Here is a 16,491-nt window from a genome sequence, read left to right as displayed (position 1 = left end):
TTTGCCACAGTCCGACTTGAGGGGCAGCAGCAGCAGGCGGGCCGTCGCACAGGTAAAACATCTATTAAAGAGCGCTATACTATGTGCGATCCGACATTGCGCTTGCCGATAGTACCCTGCTTGTTTAGACCAGTGTCCAAATAGGCAAAGGACGGCTGGAATGGCGCACGCTTCGGTATTTAAATCCACAATGGCCCTTATGGCCGCTGCATCGCTAAGCGCATGTGGTGCGTTTAACCTAGGTGCGCCTGTTGGTCCCTCTGCTGCAGAAGCCGCCGGCCCGAACGTGCCAAGCAGCATCGAGACGAACCAGGAGAACACGATCTGGTCGATTTTCAACCGCAAGAACACAGACACAAGCGTATCCGTTAACAAGTATCTGTGGTCTGCGTCGCTCGAGGTTCTCAACTTTTTGCCGATCCAGTCGATCGACCCTTACACCGGGGTTATCGTGACCGGATACGGCACACCGCCCGGCAGCGGCCAGTCCTACCGCGCCACCGTTCTGATCGACGATCCGGCGCTGGATGCGCGGTCATTGAACATTTCGCTGCAAACCCGTGGCGGGCGCGCGGTCAACAAAGCGACGTCGCGTGCCGTAGAAGATGCGATTCTTAGCCGTGCGCGCGAAATGCGGATTGCCGACAATAAATTCTAAGCCCGCTTCTACCCCATTCTCCATTCCAACGCCGGGCCACGCGCTAGTCGCTCGCCCGGCGTTTTTCGTTTGATAAGGTCAGCCAAGATGTCCCGTTACACCCCCGCCGAAATCGAAGCCCGCTGGCAAGCCGCCTGGGAAAAAGACGATGTTTTCAAGGCTGTCCGCTCTGCCGACAAGCCGAAATACTATGTCCTCGAGATGTTCCCCTATCCGTCGGGCCGTATCCACATGGGCCACGTGCGCAACTATACGATGGGTGACGTGATCGCGCGCTACAAGATCGCGACCGGCCATAACGTGCTGCATCCGATGGGCTGGGACGCCTTCGGGATGCCCGCCGAAAACGCGGCAATGGCCATCGGCGGCCACCCCAAAGACTGGACCTATGGCAATATCGCAGACATGCGCGGCCAGATGAAACCGCTGGGCCTGTCCATTGACTGGTCCCGCGAATTCGCCACATGCGATCCGGAATATTATGGCCAGCAACAGGCGTTGTTCCTTGATTTCCTTGAGGAAGGTTTGGTTTACCGCAAGAATGCCGTGGTGAACTGGGACCCGGTCGACATGACCGTTCTGGCCAATGAACAGGTCGAGGCCGGGCGCGGCTGGCGGTCGGGCGCGCTGGTTGAACGGCGCGAGCTGACGCAGTGGTTCTTTAAGATCTCCGACCACTCCGAAGAATTGCTCAACGCGCTCGACACGCTTGATAACTGGCCCGCCAAGGTCAAACTGATGCAGGCCAACTGGATCGGCAAATCGCGCGGTCTGCAATTCGCGTTCTCGACCATCGACGCGCCGGACGGTTTTGACCGGATCGAGGTATATACCACCCGCCCCGATACGTTGCTTGGTGCCAGCTTTGTCGGTATTTCGCCCGACCACCCGCTGGCCAAAACCCTCGAGAAGGACAACCCTGAACTCGCCGCATTCTGCACGGAATGCCGCAAGGGGGGCACGACCGAAGAAGCCATCGAAACCGCTGAAAAGCTGGGGATGGATACCGGCCTGCGCGTGCGTCACCCGTTTGATACGTCGTGGGAACTGCCTGTCTACATCGCCAACTTTATCCTGATGGATTATGGCACGGGTGCGATCTTTGGCTGCCCCGCACATGACCAGCGCGACTTTGAATTCGCGACAAAATACAGCCTGCCGATCATTTCGACCTTCCTTCCGGCCGAAGATGCCGATCCAAAGATCACCGAAGCCTTTGTTCCGGCCAAATCCGAACGGGTTTACTACAATGGCGGCTTTGCCGGCGAGAAATGGCAAACCGGCGACGAGGCCATCGCAACAGCGATTGAAGCCTGCGAAGCCCAAGGCGTCGGTCAGGGCGTGACCAAATACCGCCTGCGCGACTGGGGCCTGTCCCGCCAGCGCTATTGGGGCTGCCCTATCCCCGTGGTGCATTGCGATGCCTGCGGTGTGGTCCCTGAAAAGAAAGAAAACCTGCCGATCGAACTGCCCTATGACGTCAGCTTTGACGTGCCGGGCAATCCTTTGGACCGCCACCCGACATGGCGCGACTGTGCCTGCCCGTCCTGTGGTGCGCCTGCCAAGCGTGAAACCGACACAATGGACACATTCGTTGATTCGTCCTGGTACTTTGCCCGCTTTACCGCGCCCCACGCCGATACACCGACTGTCATGGAAGACGCCGAATACTGGATGAACGTCGATCAGTATATCGGTGGCATTGAACACGCGATTCTTCACCTGCTGTATTCGCGGTTCTTTGCCCGCGCGATGCAGATCACCGGCCATTTGCCGGAAAAAGCGATCGAACCTTTTGACGCGTTGTTCACCCAAGGCATGGTGACCCACGAGATTTACCAGACCAAGGGCGAAAACGGCCGCCCTGTCTATCACCTGCCCGAGGACGTCACCGACGGTAAACTTGCCGATGGCACACCAGTGGAGATCATCCCCTCGGCCAAAATGTCGAAGTCGAAAAAGAACGTCGTCGATCCGCTGGGAATCATCGCGAGCTATGGCGCAGATACCGCGCGCTGGTTTGTCTTGTCCGATTCCCCCCCCGAACGGGATGTGGAATGGACAGCGTCAGGTGCCGAAGCCGCCTATAAACACCTTGGCCGCGTCTGGAATATTTCGAACCGGATCACCGAGATGGCGAATGATGCCAATGGCGAAGGCGACGACGATCTGCTGCGCGCCATGCATAAAACCATTCATGATGTGACCATGGGCGTCGAATCCTTCGGCTTTAACGCAGCCATTGCCAAGCTCTATGCCTTTACCGCGACACTGCACAAATCCAAGGCCGGACGTGCCGCACAGCGCGAGGCGATCATGACCCTTGCACAGCTTATGGCCCCGATGACCCCGCACCTGTCGGAAGAAATCTGGTCCGCACAGGGCGGCACGGGCCTGATCACCACGGCACCTTGGCCCAAGGCATCAGAGGCGATGCTGGTTGATGACACCGTGACCTTGCCGATCCAGATCAACGGCAAACGGCGCGCAGAAATTCAGGTGCCCGCCGATATGTCGAAAGAAGAGGTTGAAAAGATCGCGCTCAGCCACGAAGCTGTTATTCGCACCCTTGATGGTGCCACGCCCAAAAAGGTGATCGTAGTGCCCGGACGGATCGTCAATGTCGTTGCCTAGCCGCCGCCTTATGCTGGCGCTGCCTTTGCTGGCGCTGGCCGCCTGCGGGTTTCAGCCGGTTTACGGCCCCGGCGGCACGGGGACAGCCTTGAAAAACAGTGTTGCAGTGGACGCGCCAGACGACGCGTTCAGCTATACGCTGGTCCGCGAGATCGAAACCCGTCTGGGCCGTCCGGCAGCTGCCAAATACGGATTGGCCCTTGCCGTGACCACCAGCCAAGAAGGTCTGGCGATTGATAGCGCCGATAACACCAGACGCTATAATCTGATTGGCAAAGCCGATTTTGCGCTGCGTGACCTTGGCACCGGGCAAATCGTCTCATCGGGTGATGTCGAAAACTTTACCGGCTATTCCGCGACCGGGTCTACCGTTGCGACCCTCGCCGCTGAACGCGATGCCCAAGTGCGCCTGATGACGATGCTGGCCGATCAGATCGTGACCCGGCTTTATGCGGCTGACCTGACACAATGAAACTGCCGCCACGCGACGCAACTGCCTATTTCAAAAAGCCTGACCCGAACAAAACAGGGCTGCTAATCTATGGCAGCGATGCGATGCGCGTTGCCTTGAAACGGCAGGAATTTCTAAAGGCGTTGCTAGGCACCAATGCCGAAGAAGAAATGCGGCTGACCCGCATTCAGGCCGCCGACCTGCGCCGCGACCCGCCAATGCTGCTGGATGCGTTAAAAGCGGTTGGTTTCTTTCCCGGCCCTCGCGCCGCCTTTGTCGAAGATGCCAACGACAACATCGCCAAGATACTGATCGACGCGCTTGCCGATTGGCAGCCCGGTGATGCACAGATCGTGGTGACGGCTGGTGACCTCAAGAAAACGTCAAAGGTGCTCAAGGCATTCGAGGCGCATAAAACCGCCTTTGCCACGCCGATTTATGACACTCCGCCCGACCGCGCCGAGATAGAGCGTATCCTGTCCGAGGCAAAGCTAAGCCCCGAACCCGATGCCATGGGGTCGCTCAGCGAGCTTGCCCGCGTGCTGGACCCCGGCGATTTCCGCCAGATGGTCGAAAAAATCACGCTTTACAAGATCGGTGACAATGGTCCCCTGACCGCCTTGGACGTTGGCAATTGCGCGCCCACCTCTACCGAGGCCGAAGTCGACGATATCCTGCATGTCGTGGCCGAAGCCCGTGCCGGCGATATCGGGCCGGTGATGGCCAAGCTGCAAGCGCAAGGCGTGAACGCCGTGACCTTGATCATCATGGCCACCCGCCACTTTCGCACCTTGTACCGCATCGCCAGCAACCCCGGCGGCCAGATCTGGGGTGTGCGCGACCGTGACCGCGCCATGCGGCAGGCCAAAAACTGGGGTGCCACCAAGCTGGAAACCGCTTTGACGGTGCTGACAGATACCGACCTTACGCTGCGATCGGCGGGGCAACATGCGCCCACGATGGCGTTGGTCGAACGGGCGTTCATCCGGCTGGCAATGTTGGGCGCACAACGCTAACCTTGGTTGAAATATCAAGGGAAGAGCGAAATGTACAAAGTCATCGGAGCCACAAAATCACGCGCCTTGCGCGTCATGTGGATGCTGGAAGAACTGGGCCAGCCATACGAGCATGTCCCGTGTGGGCCGGCGTCAGACGAGGCCAAGAAATACAATCCGTCAGGAAAAATCCCTGCATTGGTCGATGGCGATGAGGTTTTGACCGATTCTGTGGCGATCATGCAGTATCTGGCCGACAAACACGGCATGCTGACCGCCCCGGCCGGCACCCCCGCCCGCGCACGTCAGGATGCCATGACCTTTTGGCTGATCGACGAAATGGACGCGATCCTGTGGGCCGCGGCCAAACACAGCTTTGTCTTTCCCGAAGAACAGCGCGTTCCCGAGATCAAGCCAAGCCTGAAGGCAGAGTTCGCCCGTTCGGCCAAGATTCTGTCAGATCGTCTGGAAGGGCCGTTTTTGATGGGGGATGAGATAACCGTGCCTGATCTGCTGGCCACCCATTGCATCAACTGGTCCATCGGCGCGGGGTTCGACCGTGTGGATGACAAGCTGGGCGACTGGGCCAAATCCATGCGCGACCGCCCCGCGTTCAAAGCGGCCGCAACCAAAGAAGGCTAGGCCTTTTGCGCCCAAGCGGCGGCATGTTGCCCCGCCCATCGGCCTGTCGCAAGGCAGGCCGAAATCAGATAGCCGCCTGTGGGGGCCTCCCAATCCAGCATCTCGCCCGCGACAAAAACACCGGGACGGTTGCGCAACATCAACGCGTCATCCACGGCGTCGAACTTTACCCCGCCAGCCGTCGAAATTGCCTGATCCATCGGGCGCAAACCCGCGTGTTTGATCGGCAGCGCCTTAAGCAGTTTCGCCAGCGCCTTGGTGTCTTGCGGCAAGGGCCGCGCCATTTCCTGCAAAACAGCGATTTTTACCGGATCAAGCTTGAGCGCCTTGCGCATGAAATTGGCCATGCTCATCTTGCCGCGCGGCTGATCCAGCTTTTTCGTCAAAGCCTCGACCGTTTGATCCGGCAGCAGGTCCAACATCAGCGGATGCCCTTCGCGCACCCCGCGCGAGATGGTGTAAATGCCACCGCCCTCAAACCCTTGACGCGAAATCAGTGCCTCGCCCCGCGAACGATACGTGCCGGACTTGAGCGCGATACCTTTCAGCGCCGTGCCGAAATGCGCCTCCATATGCGAGGACCAATCCACCGCGATGCCCACGTTTGCGGGCGCGAATGGCGTGAACGGCGTGTCGCTTGCCATCACTTTGGCCCAATCCCCGGTTGACCCAAGCCGCGCCCAGCTTGCCCCGCCCATCGCCAAAACGGTCACATCCGGCTGCAAAACCTGCCGGCCATCGGGTGTCTCGAAAACCAGCCCGTCTGCGTCCCAGCCGGTCCAATCCCAGCGTGTGTTGATCCGGACACCGGCCTCGGTCAACCGGACCAGCCAGGCCCGCAACAGGGGCGACGCCTTCATCACTGTCGGAAAAACCCGGCCTGTCGACCCGGTAAAAAGCTCTTGCCCCAACCCTGTGGCCCATTCCTGAACCGCAGCGCTGTCAAATGCAGATATGATCGGCGCAAGCACGCCCTTGGCGTCGGTGAAGGCGTTCAAAAAGGCATCATCCGGTTCAACTTTGGTCAGGTTTAACCCCGACTTGCCCGCCATCAGGAATTTGCGCCCGACCGACGGTTTATGGTCGCAGACCGTCACCGACAGACCGGCTGCCGCCAGCATTTCAGCCGCCATCAGCCCCGCCGGACCTGCGCCAATTACGACCGCCTGTTTTTCTGTCACTGCCAAAGAGGTCATGGGGATGCCTTTGCTGAAAATACGAAACTAAGGGCCTGACTTAACTTGACCGAAAGGCAATTGCACGATGATGATGGCAATTGACCCAAAACAGGCAGGCACACCCATATGCGGCTTTACATTCTTTTGACCACATTAACCGCAGTTAGCGCCTGTGGCGTGCCGTTTGTGCCCTTTATCTAAGGGGCGCATCTGATGCACCGGACTGTGGTGTGCACATGGCTTTAATTCCGACCGCGATTTCAGGCGTGGCGGCGACGGTATCTGCGGCGATGTGACGGGCTGTCTCCAGCAGGGTATCCGGTTCGACGATCCTGTCGATCAGACCGAACAACAGGGCCTCATCCGCCGTGATCTTTTGCCCGCCCATCAAGATCAGCTTGGTCCGCGCGGGGCCGATCAATGCCGACATCCGTGCGGGGTCACTGGGTTGCGGCAAGAACCCCAGCTTCATCACCGGATAGAAAAACTTGGCCGTGGGCACTGCGATGCGCAGATCACTGGCCAGCGCCATGCCCATCGCACCGCCCGCCAATGTGCCGTTCATCGCGCAGATGCTAAGACCCGGCAACGCTGCAATGGCCCCCGACAGCCGTTCCCAGATATCCGAAGTCGCAAGACCTGCGCGGGCTTCGTCCAGATCGGCCCCCGCGCTGAATACCTTGCCTTGGCCGGTCAGGATGACAGCGCGGGCGGCTTGCGCGTCCTCCATGAACTCGGCCAAAGACACCAGCATTTCATGGGTAAGCGAATTGGCCTTTTCAGGGCGGTTCAGGGTCGCGGTCCAGATGTCGCCGTCGCGGGAAAAATCAATCATATCAGGCCAACCTCTTTGCGGATGCTTTCGTCACGCAGCGATATTTCCTCGCCGCAAAAGCGGTCTGCCGCTGGGCTACACATCCACAGCAGGGCGCGGGCTGGCCAGTCGGCGGGAATGTGGTCTTCCCACGCCAGTTCGCTGACAGGGTTGATGCCGCTTGCCTTGATCTCGCGTTGCATTTGGGTGGCAACGGTGCCGGGTGACAAACCGATGGCGCGGATGCCGTTGGCGGCTTCCTCAAGGTGGACAGACCGGCCGATCATGTTCACCGCCGCCTTGGACGCACAATAGGCGCTCCATGCCTCGATCGCGTGATGCGCAGCACCGGAACTGACCGTCAGAATGGTGCCGGCACCGGCATGTTTCATCACGGGCAATGCCGCCCGCATGCCGTTGTAAACACCTTTGAGGTTAATATCGATCGCCAGCCCCCAAGCATCGGGGTCAGAGGTGGCCAGATGCGAAATCGGGTCGATCACACCGGCATTGTTGATCAGCACATCCAGACTGCCAAACGCCTGCACCGTCGTTTCTACTGCCGACGACATTTCCCCAAAGCGGGCCACGTTGCAGGGGATCGCGATGGCCTTATGCCCGATCTCGCCCGCCAGATCGGCGATGGCGTCTTGGGATCGGGCCAGCAGCACCACATTCGCCCCCGCTTTGGCGAAAAGACGTGCCGTTTCGGCACCGATACCGCGGCTTGCGCCGGTGATCATGACGGTTTTGCCTGCCATTTCCATATCGTTCATCCCATCTTTCATCGTTATCAGGCTTGGAAATCCGCCAAACCATGTAATTAACCGTGTAATCAGAAGATACTTAGCATCTACATAACCCGATGCCAGCCAAAAGCCCAATCTTGGACGAAGGGCGCTTTGCCTTGTAAGATGATCCATACCAATTATCTGTTAGGCACAAATGACCCCGTGCCGCAGCCGCCCGACAAAGGAACTTTCACGATGAACCGATTTCAAACATTGCTTGGCTGTTCAGCCTTTGCCCTTTTGTCGAGTGCACATTTCGCAACCGCAGATGTGACCCCCAATGATGTCTGGCAGGATTGGCGCGACCACATTCAAAGCATCGGATACAGCCTGACCGCCAAGGAAAGCACCTCGGGCAATACGCTGACCGTCAGCGACCTGCGGCTTGATCTGGCAATGGACCCCGATCAGGGCGACATGTCAGTGACCCTTGGCAGCATCGGTTTTGCCCAGAATGACGACGGCAGCGTAACCGTGCTGTTTCCCCCGGTCATGCCGGTATCAGTCAGCGTCAGCCCCGCCACAGGACAAGGCGAACCGGTCACTATGACCCTGACCATCAACCAGTCCGCCCAGGATATGGTGGTCAGCGGGACCCCGACCAACATGACCAGCAGCTATTCCGCCGGGATGGTGGGACTAACCCTGGATCAATTGACCGTCGGCAGTGAAACTGTTGGCCCCGAGAACGCCAAGATGGCCATTACGATGCAGGATGTTCAAAGCAGAACAGACAGCAAACTGGCCAGCATGCGCGACTATGATCAAACCGCGACAATCGGGTCCGCCACCTATGAGATGCGGTTCAAGGATCCGAACGAACCGGCAATTGCCACGGTACAGGGAACATCGGCCAACCTGGGTTTCAAGGCGAACGGAATTCTGCCGCTTGCACTGGCGCAGGTCAGCGATACGGCCGGGCTGTTGCGTGCCGGTATGGATGTTGCAGGCACCGTGACTGCCGGAAACAGCACAATGACCCTCAACATTGAGGACCCCGTCAGCGGCGATATGGCCATTGCGATGGCCGCTGAAAGCGGCACGCTTGCGGTAGAGACCAGTGCGGATGGCTTCAGCTATGCCGGAACCCGCGAAGGCATGACAGTGTCGGTACAGCCGCCGCAATTCCCGTTCTTGCTGTCCTTTGCCATGGATAACGCCGCCTTTAACCTAAGCGCGCCTGTGATGAGATCGGACGCGCCCCAGAATTTTGCCTTGGGCCTGAACCTGACGGATTTCACGATGTCGGATCTGGTTTGGGGGATGCTGAACCCTCAGGGCACTCTGCCGCGCGATCCGGCCACGGTTGCGCTTGATATGACCGGCACTGCGACGCTGCTGGCAGATTACCTGGATATGCAAAACGCCGATCAGATGTCGGATGCCATGGACGTTCCTGCAAAACCTGAAAGCGTAAAGCTGAATTCGCTGATTGTTGACGCGCTCGGGGCGCGGTTGACCGGCTATGGTGCTGCAACTTTTGACAATTCGGGCACCGATACACAGGATGGCACGCTCAAGCCGACGGGGGCGGTTGATCTGAAACTGGTGGGCGGCAACACCCTGATCAACAGCCTTGTCGAAGCAGGTCTGCTGCCAGATCAGATGGCCATGGGTGCGCGCATGGTGATGGGTATGTTTACGATCCCCGGCGACGGCGAAGATACGCTTGAGACAAAGATCGAATTTACCCGGTCAGGCGCGATTTTGGCCAATGGTCAGCGGATCAAATAAAGACGCGGCCCTTGTCGATGCGACCCCCATCCCTTGCAGACTGGCAGTGGGGTCGCTAGCTAACCATTGAGATATTTAGGAGAATTCCCATGCAGCAGTCCATTGATGCGCTGACAAAATCATTGCTGCGCGCTGCCAAAGATGCCGGCGCAGACAGCGCCGATGCAATGGCTGTGCGCGGTACATCGGTCAGTGTTGACGTCCGTGGCGGAGCCCTTGAGCAAGCGGAACGGTCCGAAGGCGTCGACATCGGCCTGCGGGTGTTTGTTGGCAAACGGTCGGCAAACGTATCTGCGTCCGACACCTCAGATCGCACGATCGAGGAAATGGCACTGCGGGCCGTTGCAATGGCAAAAGAAGCGCCCGAAGACCCCTATTCCGGCCTTGCCGACCCAGACCAATTGGCGACCAGCTGGGATATTGACGCGCTCGAACTGTCCGACCCGACGCCGGAGCCATCGCCGCAGACGTTGCAAGACGATGCCGCACGGGCCGAAGCGGCAGGGTTGGCCGTCAAAGGTATCTCGCAGGTGCAATCCGCCAGCGCAGCCTATGGGGAGCAGCAGGTTTATCTTTCGGCCAGCAACGGTTTTGAAGGTGGGTATACCCGCACGGATCGGGGGCTGTCTTGTGTCACCATCGCAGGCAGCGGTACCGCGATGGAACGCGACTATGACGGCGACAGCCGGATTTTTCAGGCCGACCTGCGCAGTCCCGAAGACATCGGAACCACCGCAGCAGAGCGGACTTTGCTGCGGATGGATGCCCGCAAACCGCCGACAGGGGCCTATCCGGTTTTGTTCGACGAACGGATTTCATCCACGCTGATCGGGCATCTTCTGGCGGCGGTCAGCGGTGCTGCCATTGCGCGCGGTGCGTCGTGGTTGCGCGACGCGATGGGCGAACAGGTGTTGCCGGACGGCCTGTCGATCATCGAAGACCCCCACCGCCCGCGCACATCTGGATCGCGCCCCTTTGACGGTGAAGGCCTGCCGACCAACCGGCGTGTGATTGTCGAAAACGGGACGCTGAAAGGCTGGACCCTTGATCTGGCGACTGCCCGCAAACTGGGCATGGCTCCGACCGGCAACGCCGCGCGCGGCACCGGATCAAACCCCGGCCCTGCGGTCTGGAATATTGCCCTGACCCAAGGCGATGCGACCCGTGACGACCTGATCAAACAGATGGGCACCGGATTGCTCGTGACCTCTATGATAGGCTCTACGATCAACCCTAACACGGGCGATTATTCGCGGGGTGCCTCTGGTCTGTGGATCGAAAATGGCGAAATTACCCATGCGATAAATGAATGCACCATCGCAGGGAATTTGCGCGACATGCTGCGCAGCATTATCCCCGCAAATGACGCACGCACGCACCTCAGCCGCGTCGTGCCGTCCTTGCTTGTTCCAGGAATGACCCTTGCCGGTGCGTGATCTTGACCTATTGATCGACTGCGCCCGCAAGGCTGGCCAGATCGCCACGTCCTATACCGGGCAAACCGCGAAACGCTGGGACAAGCCCGGCGATGCCGGCCCCGTGACCGAGGCCGATCTGGCCGTGAATGCAATGCTGCACGAAACCCTGACGACAGCCCGCCCCGATTACGGCTGGCTGTCCGAGGAAAGCGAAGACGGCGACAGGCGGCTGGATCAATCCCACGTCTTTATTATCGACCCGATTGATGGCACCCGCAGCTTTATCGAAGGGTCTGATACCTGGTCCCATTCGCTGGCGATTGCCCAAGGCGGCAAGATCACCGCAGCCGTTGTGTTCCTGCCAATGCTCGACCGGCTTTATGCCGCGTCGCTGGGCGGTGGTGCCACATTGAATGATCTGAAAATCGCGGCATCAACCACCCAAGGTCTGAGCAACGCAACAGTGCTGGCAACCAAACCTGTCATGGCCGAACACCACTGGATCGCAGGTGATCCGGGTTTCAAACGGGCACACCGCCCGTCGCTGGCCTACCGGCTTGGGCTGGTGGGGCAAGGGCGGTTCGACGGCATGGTCACTTTGCGCAAAAGCTGGGAATGGGACATTGCTGCCGGTGCGCTGATCGTGACCGAAGCCGGCGGCTATTGCACCGATAAAACCGGCGCGGCTTTACGGTTCAACAACCCTGATCCGCGACTAAATGGCGTCCTTGCGGCCAGCGCTTCGATCCATGCGGATTTGCTTAGCAGCCTTGCCCCCGCATAACCCGTTGCCTTAGATACCGGCATCGGCATTCATCCGAAAACAAAGGATTGCACCATGACCCAACGCCTACACCTCGTCTTTGGCGGAGAACTGGTTTCACCGACCGGCACAGCGTTCAAAAATGTAGATGACATTCACGTGGTCGGCATTTTCCCGAATTATGCCAGCGCCTATGATGCTTGGAAGAACGAAGCGCAGCGCACCGTAGACAACGCGCATATGCGGTATTTCATCGCGCATCTGCACCGCTTGCGCGACGAGGAAGCCGCTGCGTCCTCGACCGAAGAACTGGGCTAATTCCATATGGCGCGGTCCCTTGCGCTGACTGCGTATCGCGCCTACTCGGGGCGCGGCTCAGCGGTGCCGTATACGCCTGTTGCAGATCGCCCGGACGGTGAGCTGGTTTGGTGCCATGCCCCCGAACCGGGCAGTTTGCTGGCCATTCAAGACCTTGCAATACGTTTATGCCGCAGCCGGTCGGGCCTGCGCGTTCTGATTACACTGCCCAAAAGCGATACCGGTGCCGAACGCCCGGCATCACCCCACGCGGACGTTATCATTGATGATCTTCCCGATGATCATCCAACATCCGTCGCCGCGTTTTTGAACCACTGGAAACCCAACGCATGTATCTGGGCCTGGGGAAGGCTCCGCCCGAATTTGATCCTGGCTGCGGCGCAACGGAAATGCCCGCTGTTTCTGATCGATGCAGATAGCGGCGGGTTTGACGGGCGTCGTGACCGCTGGATGCGGGATTTGACCTTTGAACTGGTATCGACCTTTTCAGCGATTCTGGCGCGGTCCGAAGCCGGTTTTCAACGGTTGATCCGTCTTGGTATTTCGCGCGATAGCATCGAAATGACGCCCGCACTTCAGGCCGGAGGGCAGGCGCTGCCCTGTATCGTTTCCGACATGGCGGATCTTTCTGCCGCCTTGGTCGGGCGGCCCGTCTGGTTTGCCAATCAGATTTTGGAAGACGAACTTCCCACTGTGCTTCGGGCGCACCGGCAGGCTTTGCGTCTGTCACATCGGTTGCTGCTGGTCGTGATGCCGGCCGACCCGGGTCAAGCCGACAAGTTTGCCACCTATATGGCGCAACAGGATTTTCGCGTTCTTCGCTGGGGGGACGATGGATATCCCGACAGCTCGACCCAGATCATGCTGGCCGATGATCCTGCCGAAATCGGGTTGTTCTATCGTCTGGCACCTGTGTCCTTTCTGGGCAGTTCGCTGACCGGGGGGCCCGGCGGCTGTGATCCGTTCGAGGCGGCAGCCCTGGGGTCGGCGGTTTTGTATGGCCCAAAGGTGCGGCGGTTTCTGCCGTCCTACACGCGCCTTGCATCTGAAGGGGCCGCGCGGATTGTGAATGATGCAACGGCCCTTGCAACCGCCGTCAGCCGCTTGATTGCGCCGGATCAGGCTGCCGTGATGGCACATGCCGGTTGGGATGTGATCAGCCGCGGTGCCGCCCTGACGGACAAGGTGATAGATCTGGTCCAGGACACCCTTGACCAGCAAGAGGCCGAACGATGAAACGCCCCCCTTCCTTTTGGTTTTCGCCCAAGCCCGACTGGCGCGCGCGCCTGTTGCAGCCCCTGGGCGCGCTATACGCAAAAGCCACCGCGCGGCGTTTGGCGCATGGAGAGCCCCTGGACCTGGGCATTCCGGTTGTTTGTGTCGGGAATATTAACGCGGGCGGCACGGGCAAGACGCCGACAGTGATGGCCGTGGTCGAACATCTGCGCAACATTTACCACACGCCACACATCGTATCGCGGGGCTATGGCGGCACCGAAAAAGGGCCGCTTTTGGTAGACCCTTCGCGGCATTCAGCGGCGCAGGTCGGGGATGAGCCGCTTTTGCTGGCTGCCTTTGCCGATGTTTGGGTGGCCCGTGACCGCGCTGCGGGTGCACAGGCCGCTGCGGCGGCAGGGGCAAGCGTCATTGTTCTGGATGACGGATTTCAAAACCCCGCGCTCAAGCAGGATCTCAGCATTGTTGTGGTGGATGCCGCCAAAGGGTTTGGCAACGGGCTGTGCTTGCCTGCCGGACCGCTGCGCGAACCGGTACAAACCGGTTTGGCCAGGGCTGATCTGCTGCTGTCGATTGGCAGCGCCGAAGATCAGGCCGCGTTCAACCATACCCCACTGCCCGCGGGCTTGCCCCATGTGCAGGCCGAATTGGCCCCCCTGCAAACCGGTATGGACTGGTCGGATACCCGCGCTTTGGCCTTTGCAGGGATTGGCCATCCGGAAAAGTTTTTCGCGACGTTGCGCGCACTCGGGGCCGAGATTGTTCATGCCGAAGCGCTGGACGATCACCAGCCGCTGACACGCGCGCTGATGACCCGGCTTGAGGCAGATGCCTTTGCCAGCGGGGCGCAACTGGTAACGACAGAAAAAGACGCCGTGCGACTGCCTGCGGCGTTCAGGATGAAGGTAATCACCCTGCCCGTGCGGTTGAAAATGGCCGATGACAATGCGCTTGTTCAGGCCCTGAATGCGCTTCCCAAGCACGCTTAGGTAGGTCGGAATTTTCAAAAATTCCGACCCGTTTTCTTTAAAGAAAACGCCGCCACCTGTCAGCCAATGTCGTCTTCGCCAAGCTTGGGGGACGCGCGATGCAGCGCCAGTTCGGCACCCGAAAACACGAAGGGCGACCGGATACCGGGCACGCCGTCCAGTTCGATCTTCATCCCGCGCGCAATCACCTGAGGATCATTGAACATGTCTTCCATGTTGTTGATCGGTCCGGCAGGCACGCCCTTTTCCTCGCAGGCTGCCAGCAGGTCATCCCGTGTGCGCTGGCGTGTTGCATCATTCAACCGACGGATCATTTCCGGCCGGTTCGCCACACGGTCCGCATTCTTGGCATATTCCGCGGCTTCCGCCATATCGTCCAGCCCCAGCATCCGGCACAGCCGCTGGAACTGGCCATCATTGCCGGTGGCAATAATCAAATGACCATCAGAGGATTCGAACACTTCATACGGGGTCAAATTGGGATGCGCGTTGCCCATACGATGCGGGGGCTTGCCCGTGGTAAGATAGTTCATCGCCTGATTGCCCGTGACCGCCACGGCACAGTCAAGCAGGGCCATGTCGATATGCTGCCCGACGCCCGTGTGGCTGCGCTGGTGCACGGCCGCCAAGATTGCAGTCGTCGCATAAATTCCGGTAAAGATATCCGTAATCGCCATGCCATGTTTTTGCGGCTGGCCCTCGGCTTCTCCGGTGATCGACATCAGGCCGGACATGCCCTGAATGATAAAGTCGTATCCGGCGCGGTGTGCATAGGGGCCGTCCTGCCCGAACCCGGTGATCGAACAATAGACCAGCTTGGGGAATTCCTTGGACAGGCTGGCATAATCCATGCCGTATTTCGCCAGACCGCCGGTCTTGAAATTCTCGATCAGGATATCCGCGTCGGCCAGCAGTTCTTTCATCTTGGCCTGACCTTCGGCGGTGGTTAGATCAACGATAACGGACGCTTTGCCCCGGTTGGTCGAATGGAAATAGGATGCTGATTTGTCATCCCCCCGTTCGATGAAAGGGGGGCCCCACTGGCGTGTGTCGTCACCGGCGGTGCTTTCCACCTTGATGACTTCACACCCAAGATCAGACAAGGTCTGGCCGGCCCAAGGCCCTGCCAGAATACGTGCCAGCTCAATCACCTTGAGCCCTGCCAGTGGGGCCGCCATTATTCGGCCAGTGCCGCGTCGATGATTTCCTTCATCTCGGCGTAGGGCATGTTGGAATATTTCTTGCCGTTGATGATAAAGCTTGGCGTGCTTGAGATATCATCGGCTTTTTGGTTCTCTTCCCACCAGGCCACAAGAGTCTGTGCTTTTTCACCGTCTTGCAAACAGGCCTCAAGAGTTTCGTTCTCGATACCGGCAAGGCGGCCAATCTTGCGCAGCTCTTCCACGATGGCAGCGGGTTCGCCTGCGCGCACCCATTCGGACTGACCTTTGTAAATCAGGTCAGCGATGCCAAAGAATTTGTTTTCGCCATCACAGCGCGCGACCATGGATGCCCACAGACCATAGCGGTCGAAATACACCTCGCGGTAGGTAAAGCCGATTTTGTCGGTGTCGATATAGTCGGCCTTGAGCTGCTTGTAGGCACCTTGATCGAATGCGGCGCAATGCGGGCAGGTGAAAGACGCATATTCAACGATCTGCACAGCGGCTTCGGCGTTGCCCAGGCTCATGTCCTGAATTGTCGACGTATCGACTTCGGCAGCTTCGGTGGTCTGCGCATTTGCAGCCCCTGCAATGGGGCTGAGCGATGTGCTGTTCACTGCATCCGTGCCGCCAAATACATACCAGCCGCCAGCAGCGACCACGGCAACAGCCGCAAGAATTGGAAAAGTGCGTTTCATTTGATTTCC

General features: G+C 59.1%; 16 protein-coding genes. 11 read left to right on the top strand and 5 right to left on the bottom strand.

The window, feature by feature from the left end; translation table 11 throughout:
* Positions 1–160 precede the first annotated feature (160 nt).
* The 5 genes from HGT1_RS05690 to HGT1_RS05670 all read left to right on the top strand — a co-directional run bounded on the left by HGT1_RS05690 (position 161) and on the right by HGT1_RS05670 (position 5,380).
* On the top strand, positions 161–658 hold the full coding sequence (locus tag HGT1_RS05690) for a DUF3576 domain-containing protein (protein ID WP_176248953.1): 498 nt from the start codon (positions 161–163) through the stop codon (positions 656–658).
* An 87-nt stretch (positions 659–745) separates the two neighbouring features.
* Positions 746–3,292: a leucine--tRNA ligase gene (gene leuS, locus HGT1_RS05685; protein ID WP_176248952.1), complete on the top strand. Its 2,547-nt coding sequence runs from the start codon at positions 746–748 to the stop codon at positions 3,290–3,292.
* Positions 3,279–3,764, top strand: a complete 486-nt coding sequence (gene lptE, locus HGT1_RS05680) for an LPS assembly lipoprotein LptE (protein ID WP_176248951.1) — start codon at positions 3,279–3,281, stop codon at positions 3,762–3,764. Before leuS ends, lptE begins: the two co-directional genes overlap by 14 nt.
* Positions 3,761–4,759 (top strand): DNA polymerase III subunit delta, encoded by a 999-nt coding sequence (holA, locus tag HGT1_RS05675; protein ID WP_176248950.1) that lies wholly within the window; start codon positions 3,761–3,763, stop codon positions 4,757–4,759. Before lptE ends, holA begins: the two co-directional genes overlap by 4 nt.
* 30 nt (positions 4,760–4,789) lie before the next feature.
* Positions 4,790–5,380, top strand: a complete 591-nt coding sequence (locus HGT1_RS05670; RefSeq protein ID WP_176248949.1) for a glutathione S-transferase family protein — start codon at positions 4,790–4,792, stop codon at positions 5,378–5,380.
* Here the strand turns inward: HGT1_RS05670 and HGT1_RS05665 are convergent.
* The 3 genes from HGT1_RS05665 to HGT1_RS05655 form a co-directional block, all read right to left on the bottom strand.
* Complete coding sequence (locus tag HGT1_RS05665; RefSeq protein ID WP_176248948.1) at positions 5,377–6,576, bottom strand: TIGR03862 family flavoprotein; 1,200 nt, start codon at positions 6,574–6,576, stop codon at positions 5,377–5,379. The genes HGT1_RS05670 and HGT1_RS05665 overlap by 4 nt on opposite strands.
* Positions 6,577–6,751: 175 nt before the next feature.
* Positions 6,752–7,393 carry an enoyl-CoA hydratase/isomerase family protein gene (locus HGT1_RS05660; protein WP_176248947.1) on the bottom strand — a complete coding sequence of 214 codons (642 nt, stop codon included), beginning with the start codon at positions 7,391–7,393 and terminating at the stop codon, positions 6,752–6,754.
* Complete coding sequence (locus HGT1_RS05655; protein WP_176249062.1) at positions 7,390–8,139, bottom strand: SDR family oxidoreductase; 750 nt, start codon at positions 8,137–8,139, stop codon at positions 7,390–7,392. The genes HGT1_RS05660 and HGT1_RS05655 overlap by 4 nt, the downstream gene beginning before the upstream one ends.
* A gap of 219 nt (positions 8,140–8,358) precedes the next feature.
* On the opposite strand from HGT1_RS05655, the gene HGT1_RS05650 reads away from it, so the two are divergent.
* The 6 genes from HGT1_RS05650 (at position 8,359) to lpxK (ending at position 14,621) form a co-directional block, all read left to right on the top strand.
* The gene (locus HGT1_RS05650; protein WP_176248946.1) at positions 8,359–9,897 is read left to right on the top strand and encodes a DUF2125 domain-containing protein; all 1,539 of its coding nucleotides are present in this window, start codon (positions 8,359–8,361) and stop codon (positions 9,895–9,897) included.
* Positions 9,898–9,986: 89 nt separating this feature from the next.
* Positions 9,987–11,333, top strand: coding sequence for a TldD/PmbA family protein (locus HGT1_RS05645; protein ID WP_176248945.1), 1,347 nt, complete (start codon positions 9,987–9,989; stop codon positions 11,331–11,333).
* A complete protein-coding gene (locus HGT1_RS05640) occupies positions 11,320–12,099 on the top strand; it encodes a 3'(2'),5'-bisphosphate nucleotidase CysQ (protein WP_176248944.1) in 780 nt (259 codons plus the stop codon). Before HGT1_RS05645 ends, HGT1_RS05640 begins: the two co-directional genes overlap by 14 nt.
* Before the next feature lie 54 nt (positions 12,100–12,153).
* Positions 12,154–12,396, top strand: a complete 243-nt coding sequence (locus tag HGT1_RS05635; RefSeq protein WP_037228020.1) for a DUF4170 domain-containing protein — start codon at positions 12,154–12,156, stop codon at positions 12,394–12,396.
* A gap of 6 nt (positions 12,397–12,402) precedes the next feature.
* Entirely contained in the window at positions 12,403–13,632 is a 1,230-nt protein-coding gene (locus HGT1_RS05630) for a 3-deoxy-D-manno-octulosonic acid transferase (protein ID WP_176248943.1), read from the top strand.
* Entirely contained in the window at positions 13,629–14,621 is a 993-nt protein-coding gene (gene lpxK, locus HGT1_RS05625) for a tetraacyldisaccharide 4'-kinase (RefSeq protein ID WP_176248942.1), read from the top strand. The genes HGT1_RS05630 and lpxK overlap by 4 nt, the downstream gene beginning before the upstream one ends.
* A 59-nt stretch (positions 14,622–14,680) precedes the next feature.
* Here the strand turns inward: lpxK and HGT1_RS05620 are convergent, their stop codons facing one another.
* Together HGT1_RS05620 and HGT1_RS05615 are read right to left on the bottom strand one after the other, a co-directional pair.
* Entirely contained in the window at positions 14,681–15,799 is a 1,119-nt protein-coding gene (locus HGT1_RS05620) for a CaiB/BaiF CoA-transferase family protein (protein WP_176248941.1), read from the bottom strand.
* The gene (locus HGT1_RS05615) at positions 15,799–16,482 is read right to left on the bottom strand and encodes a DsbA family protein (protein WP_176248940.1); all 684 of its coding nucleotides are present in this window, start codon (positions 16,480–16,482) and stop codon (positions 15,799–15,801) included. Before HGT1_RS05615 ends, HGT1_RS05620 begins: the two co-directional genes overlap by 1 nt.
* Positions 16,483–16,491 lie beyond the last annotated feature (9 nt).

The sequence above is a fragment of the Sulfitobacter sp. HGT1 genome (genome assembly GCF_013282155.1).
In the GTDB taxonomy this organism is placed as follows: domain Bacteria; phylum Pseudomonadota; class Alphaproteobacteria; order Rhodobacterales; family Rhodobacteraceae; genus Sulfitobacter.
The sequence above is the reverse complement of the archived record's forward strand: the minus strand, read 5'-3'. Positions and strand labels throughout refer to the sequence as shown.

Bases quoted from the DNA above. Each gene is read 5' to 3' on its own strand.
- HGT1_RS05690 (WP_176248953.1), top strand. From the start codon at position 161: ATGGCGCACGCTTCGGTATTTAAATCCACAATGGCCCTTATGGCCGCT.
- leuS (WP_176248952.1), top strand. From the start codon at position 746: ATGTCCCGTTACACCCCCGCCGAAATCGAAGCCCGCTGGCAAGCCGCC.
- lptE (WP_176248951.1), top strand. From the start codon at position 3,279: ATGTCGTTGCCTAGCCGCCGCCTTATGCTGGCGCTGCCTTTGCTGGCG.
- holA (WP_176248950.1), top strand. From the start codon at position 3,761: ATGAAACTGCCGCCACGCGACGCAACTGCCTATTTCAAAAAGCCTGAC.
- HGT1_RS05670 (WP_176248949.1), top strand. From the start codon at position 4,790: ATGTACAAAGTCATCGGAGCCACAAAATCACGCGCCTTGCGCGTCATG.
- HGT1_RS05665 (WP_176248948.1), bottom strand. From the start codon at position 6,576: ATGACCTCTTTGGCAGTGACAGAAAAACAGGCGGTCGTAATTGGCGCA.
- HGT1_RS05660 (WP_176248947.1), bottom strand. From the start codon at position 7,393: ATGATTGATTTTTCCCGCGACGGCGACATCTGGACCGCGACCCTGAAC.
- HGT1_RS05655 (WP_176249062.1), bottom strand. From the start codon at position 8,139: ATGGAAATGGCAGGCAAAACCGTCATGATCACCGGCGCAAGCCGCGGT.
- HGT1_RS05650 (WP_176248946.1), top strand. From the start codon at position 8,359: ATGAACCGATTTCAAACATTGCTTGGCTGTTCAGCCTTTGCCCTTTTG.
- HGT1_RS05645 (WP_176248945.1), top strand. From the start codon at position 9,987: ATGCAGCAGTCCATTGATGCGCTGACAAAATCATTGCTGCGCGCTGCC.
- HGT1_RS05635 (WP_037228020.1), top strand. From the start codon at position 12,154: ATGACCCAACGCCTACACCTCGTCTTTGGCGGAGAACTGGTTTCACCG.
- HGT1_RS05630 (WP_176248943.1), top strand. From the start codon at position 12,403: ATGGCGCGGTCCCTTGCGCTGACTGCGTATCGCGCCTACTCGGGGCGC.
- lpxK (WP_176248942.1), top strand. From the start codon at position 13,629: ATGAAACGCCCCCCTTCCTTTTGGTTTTCGCCCAAGCCCGACTGGCGC.
- HGT1_RS05620 (WP_176248941.1), bottom strand. From the start codon at position 15,799: ATGGCGGCCCCACTGGCAGGGCTCAAGGTGATTGAGCTGGCACGTATT.
- HGT1_RS05615 (WP_176248940.1), bottom strand. From the start codon at position 16,482: ATGAAACGCACTTTTCCAATTCTTGCGGCTGTTGCCGTGGTCGCTGCT.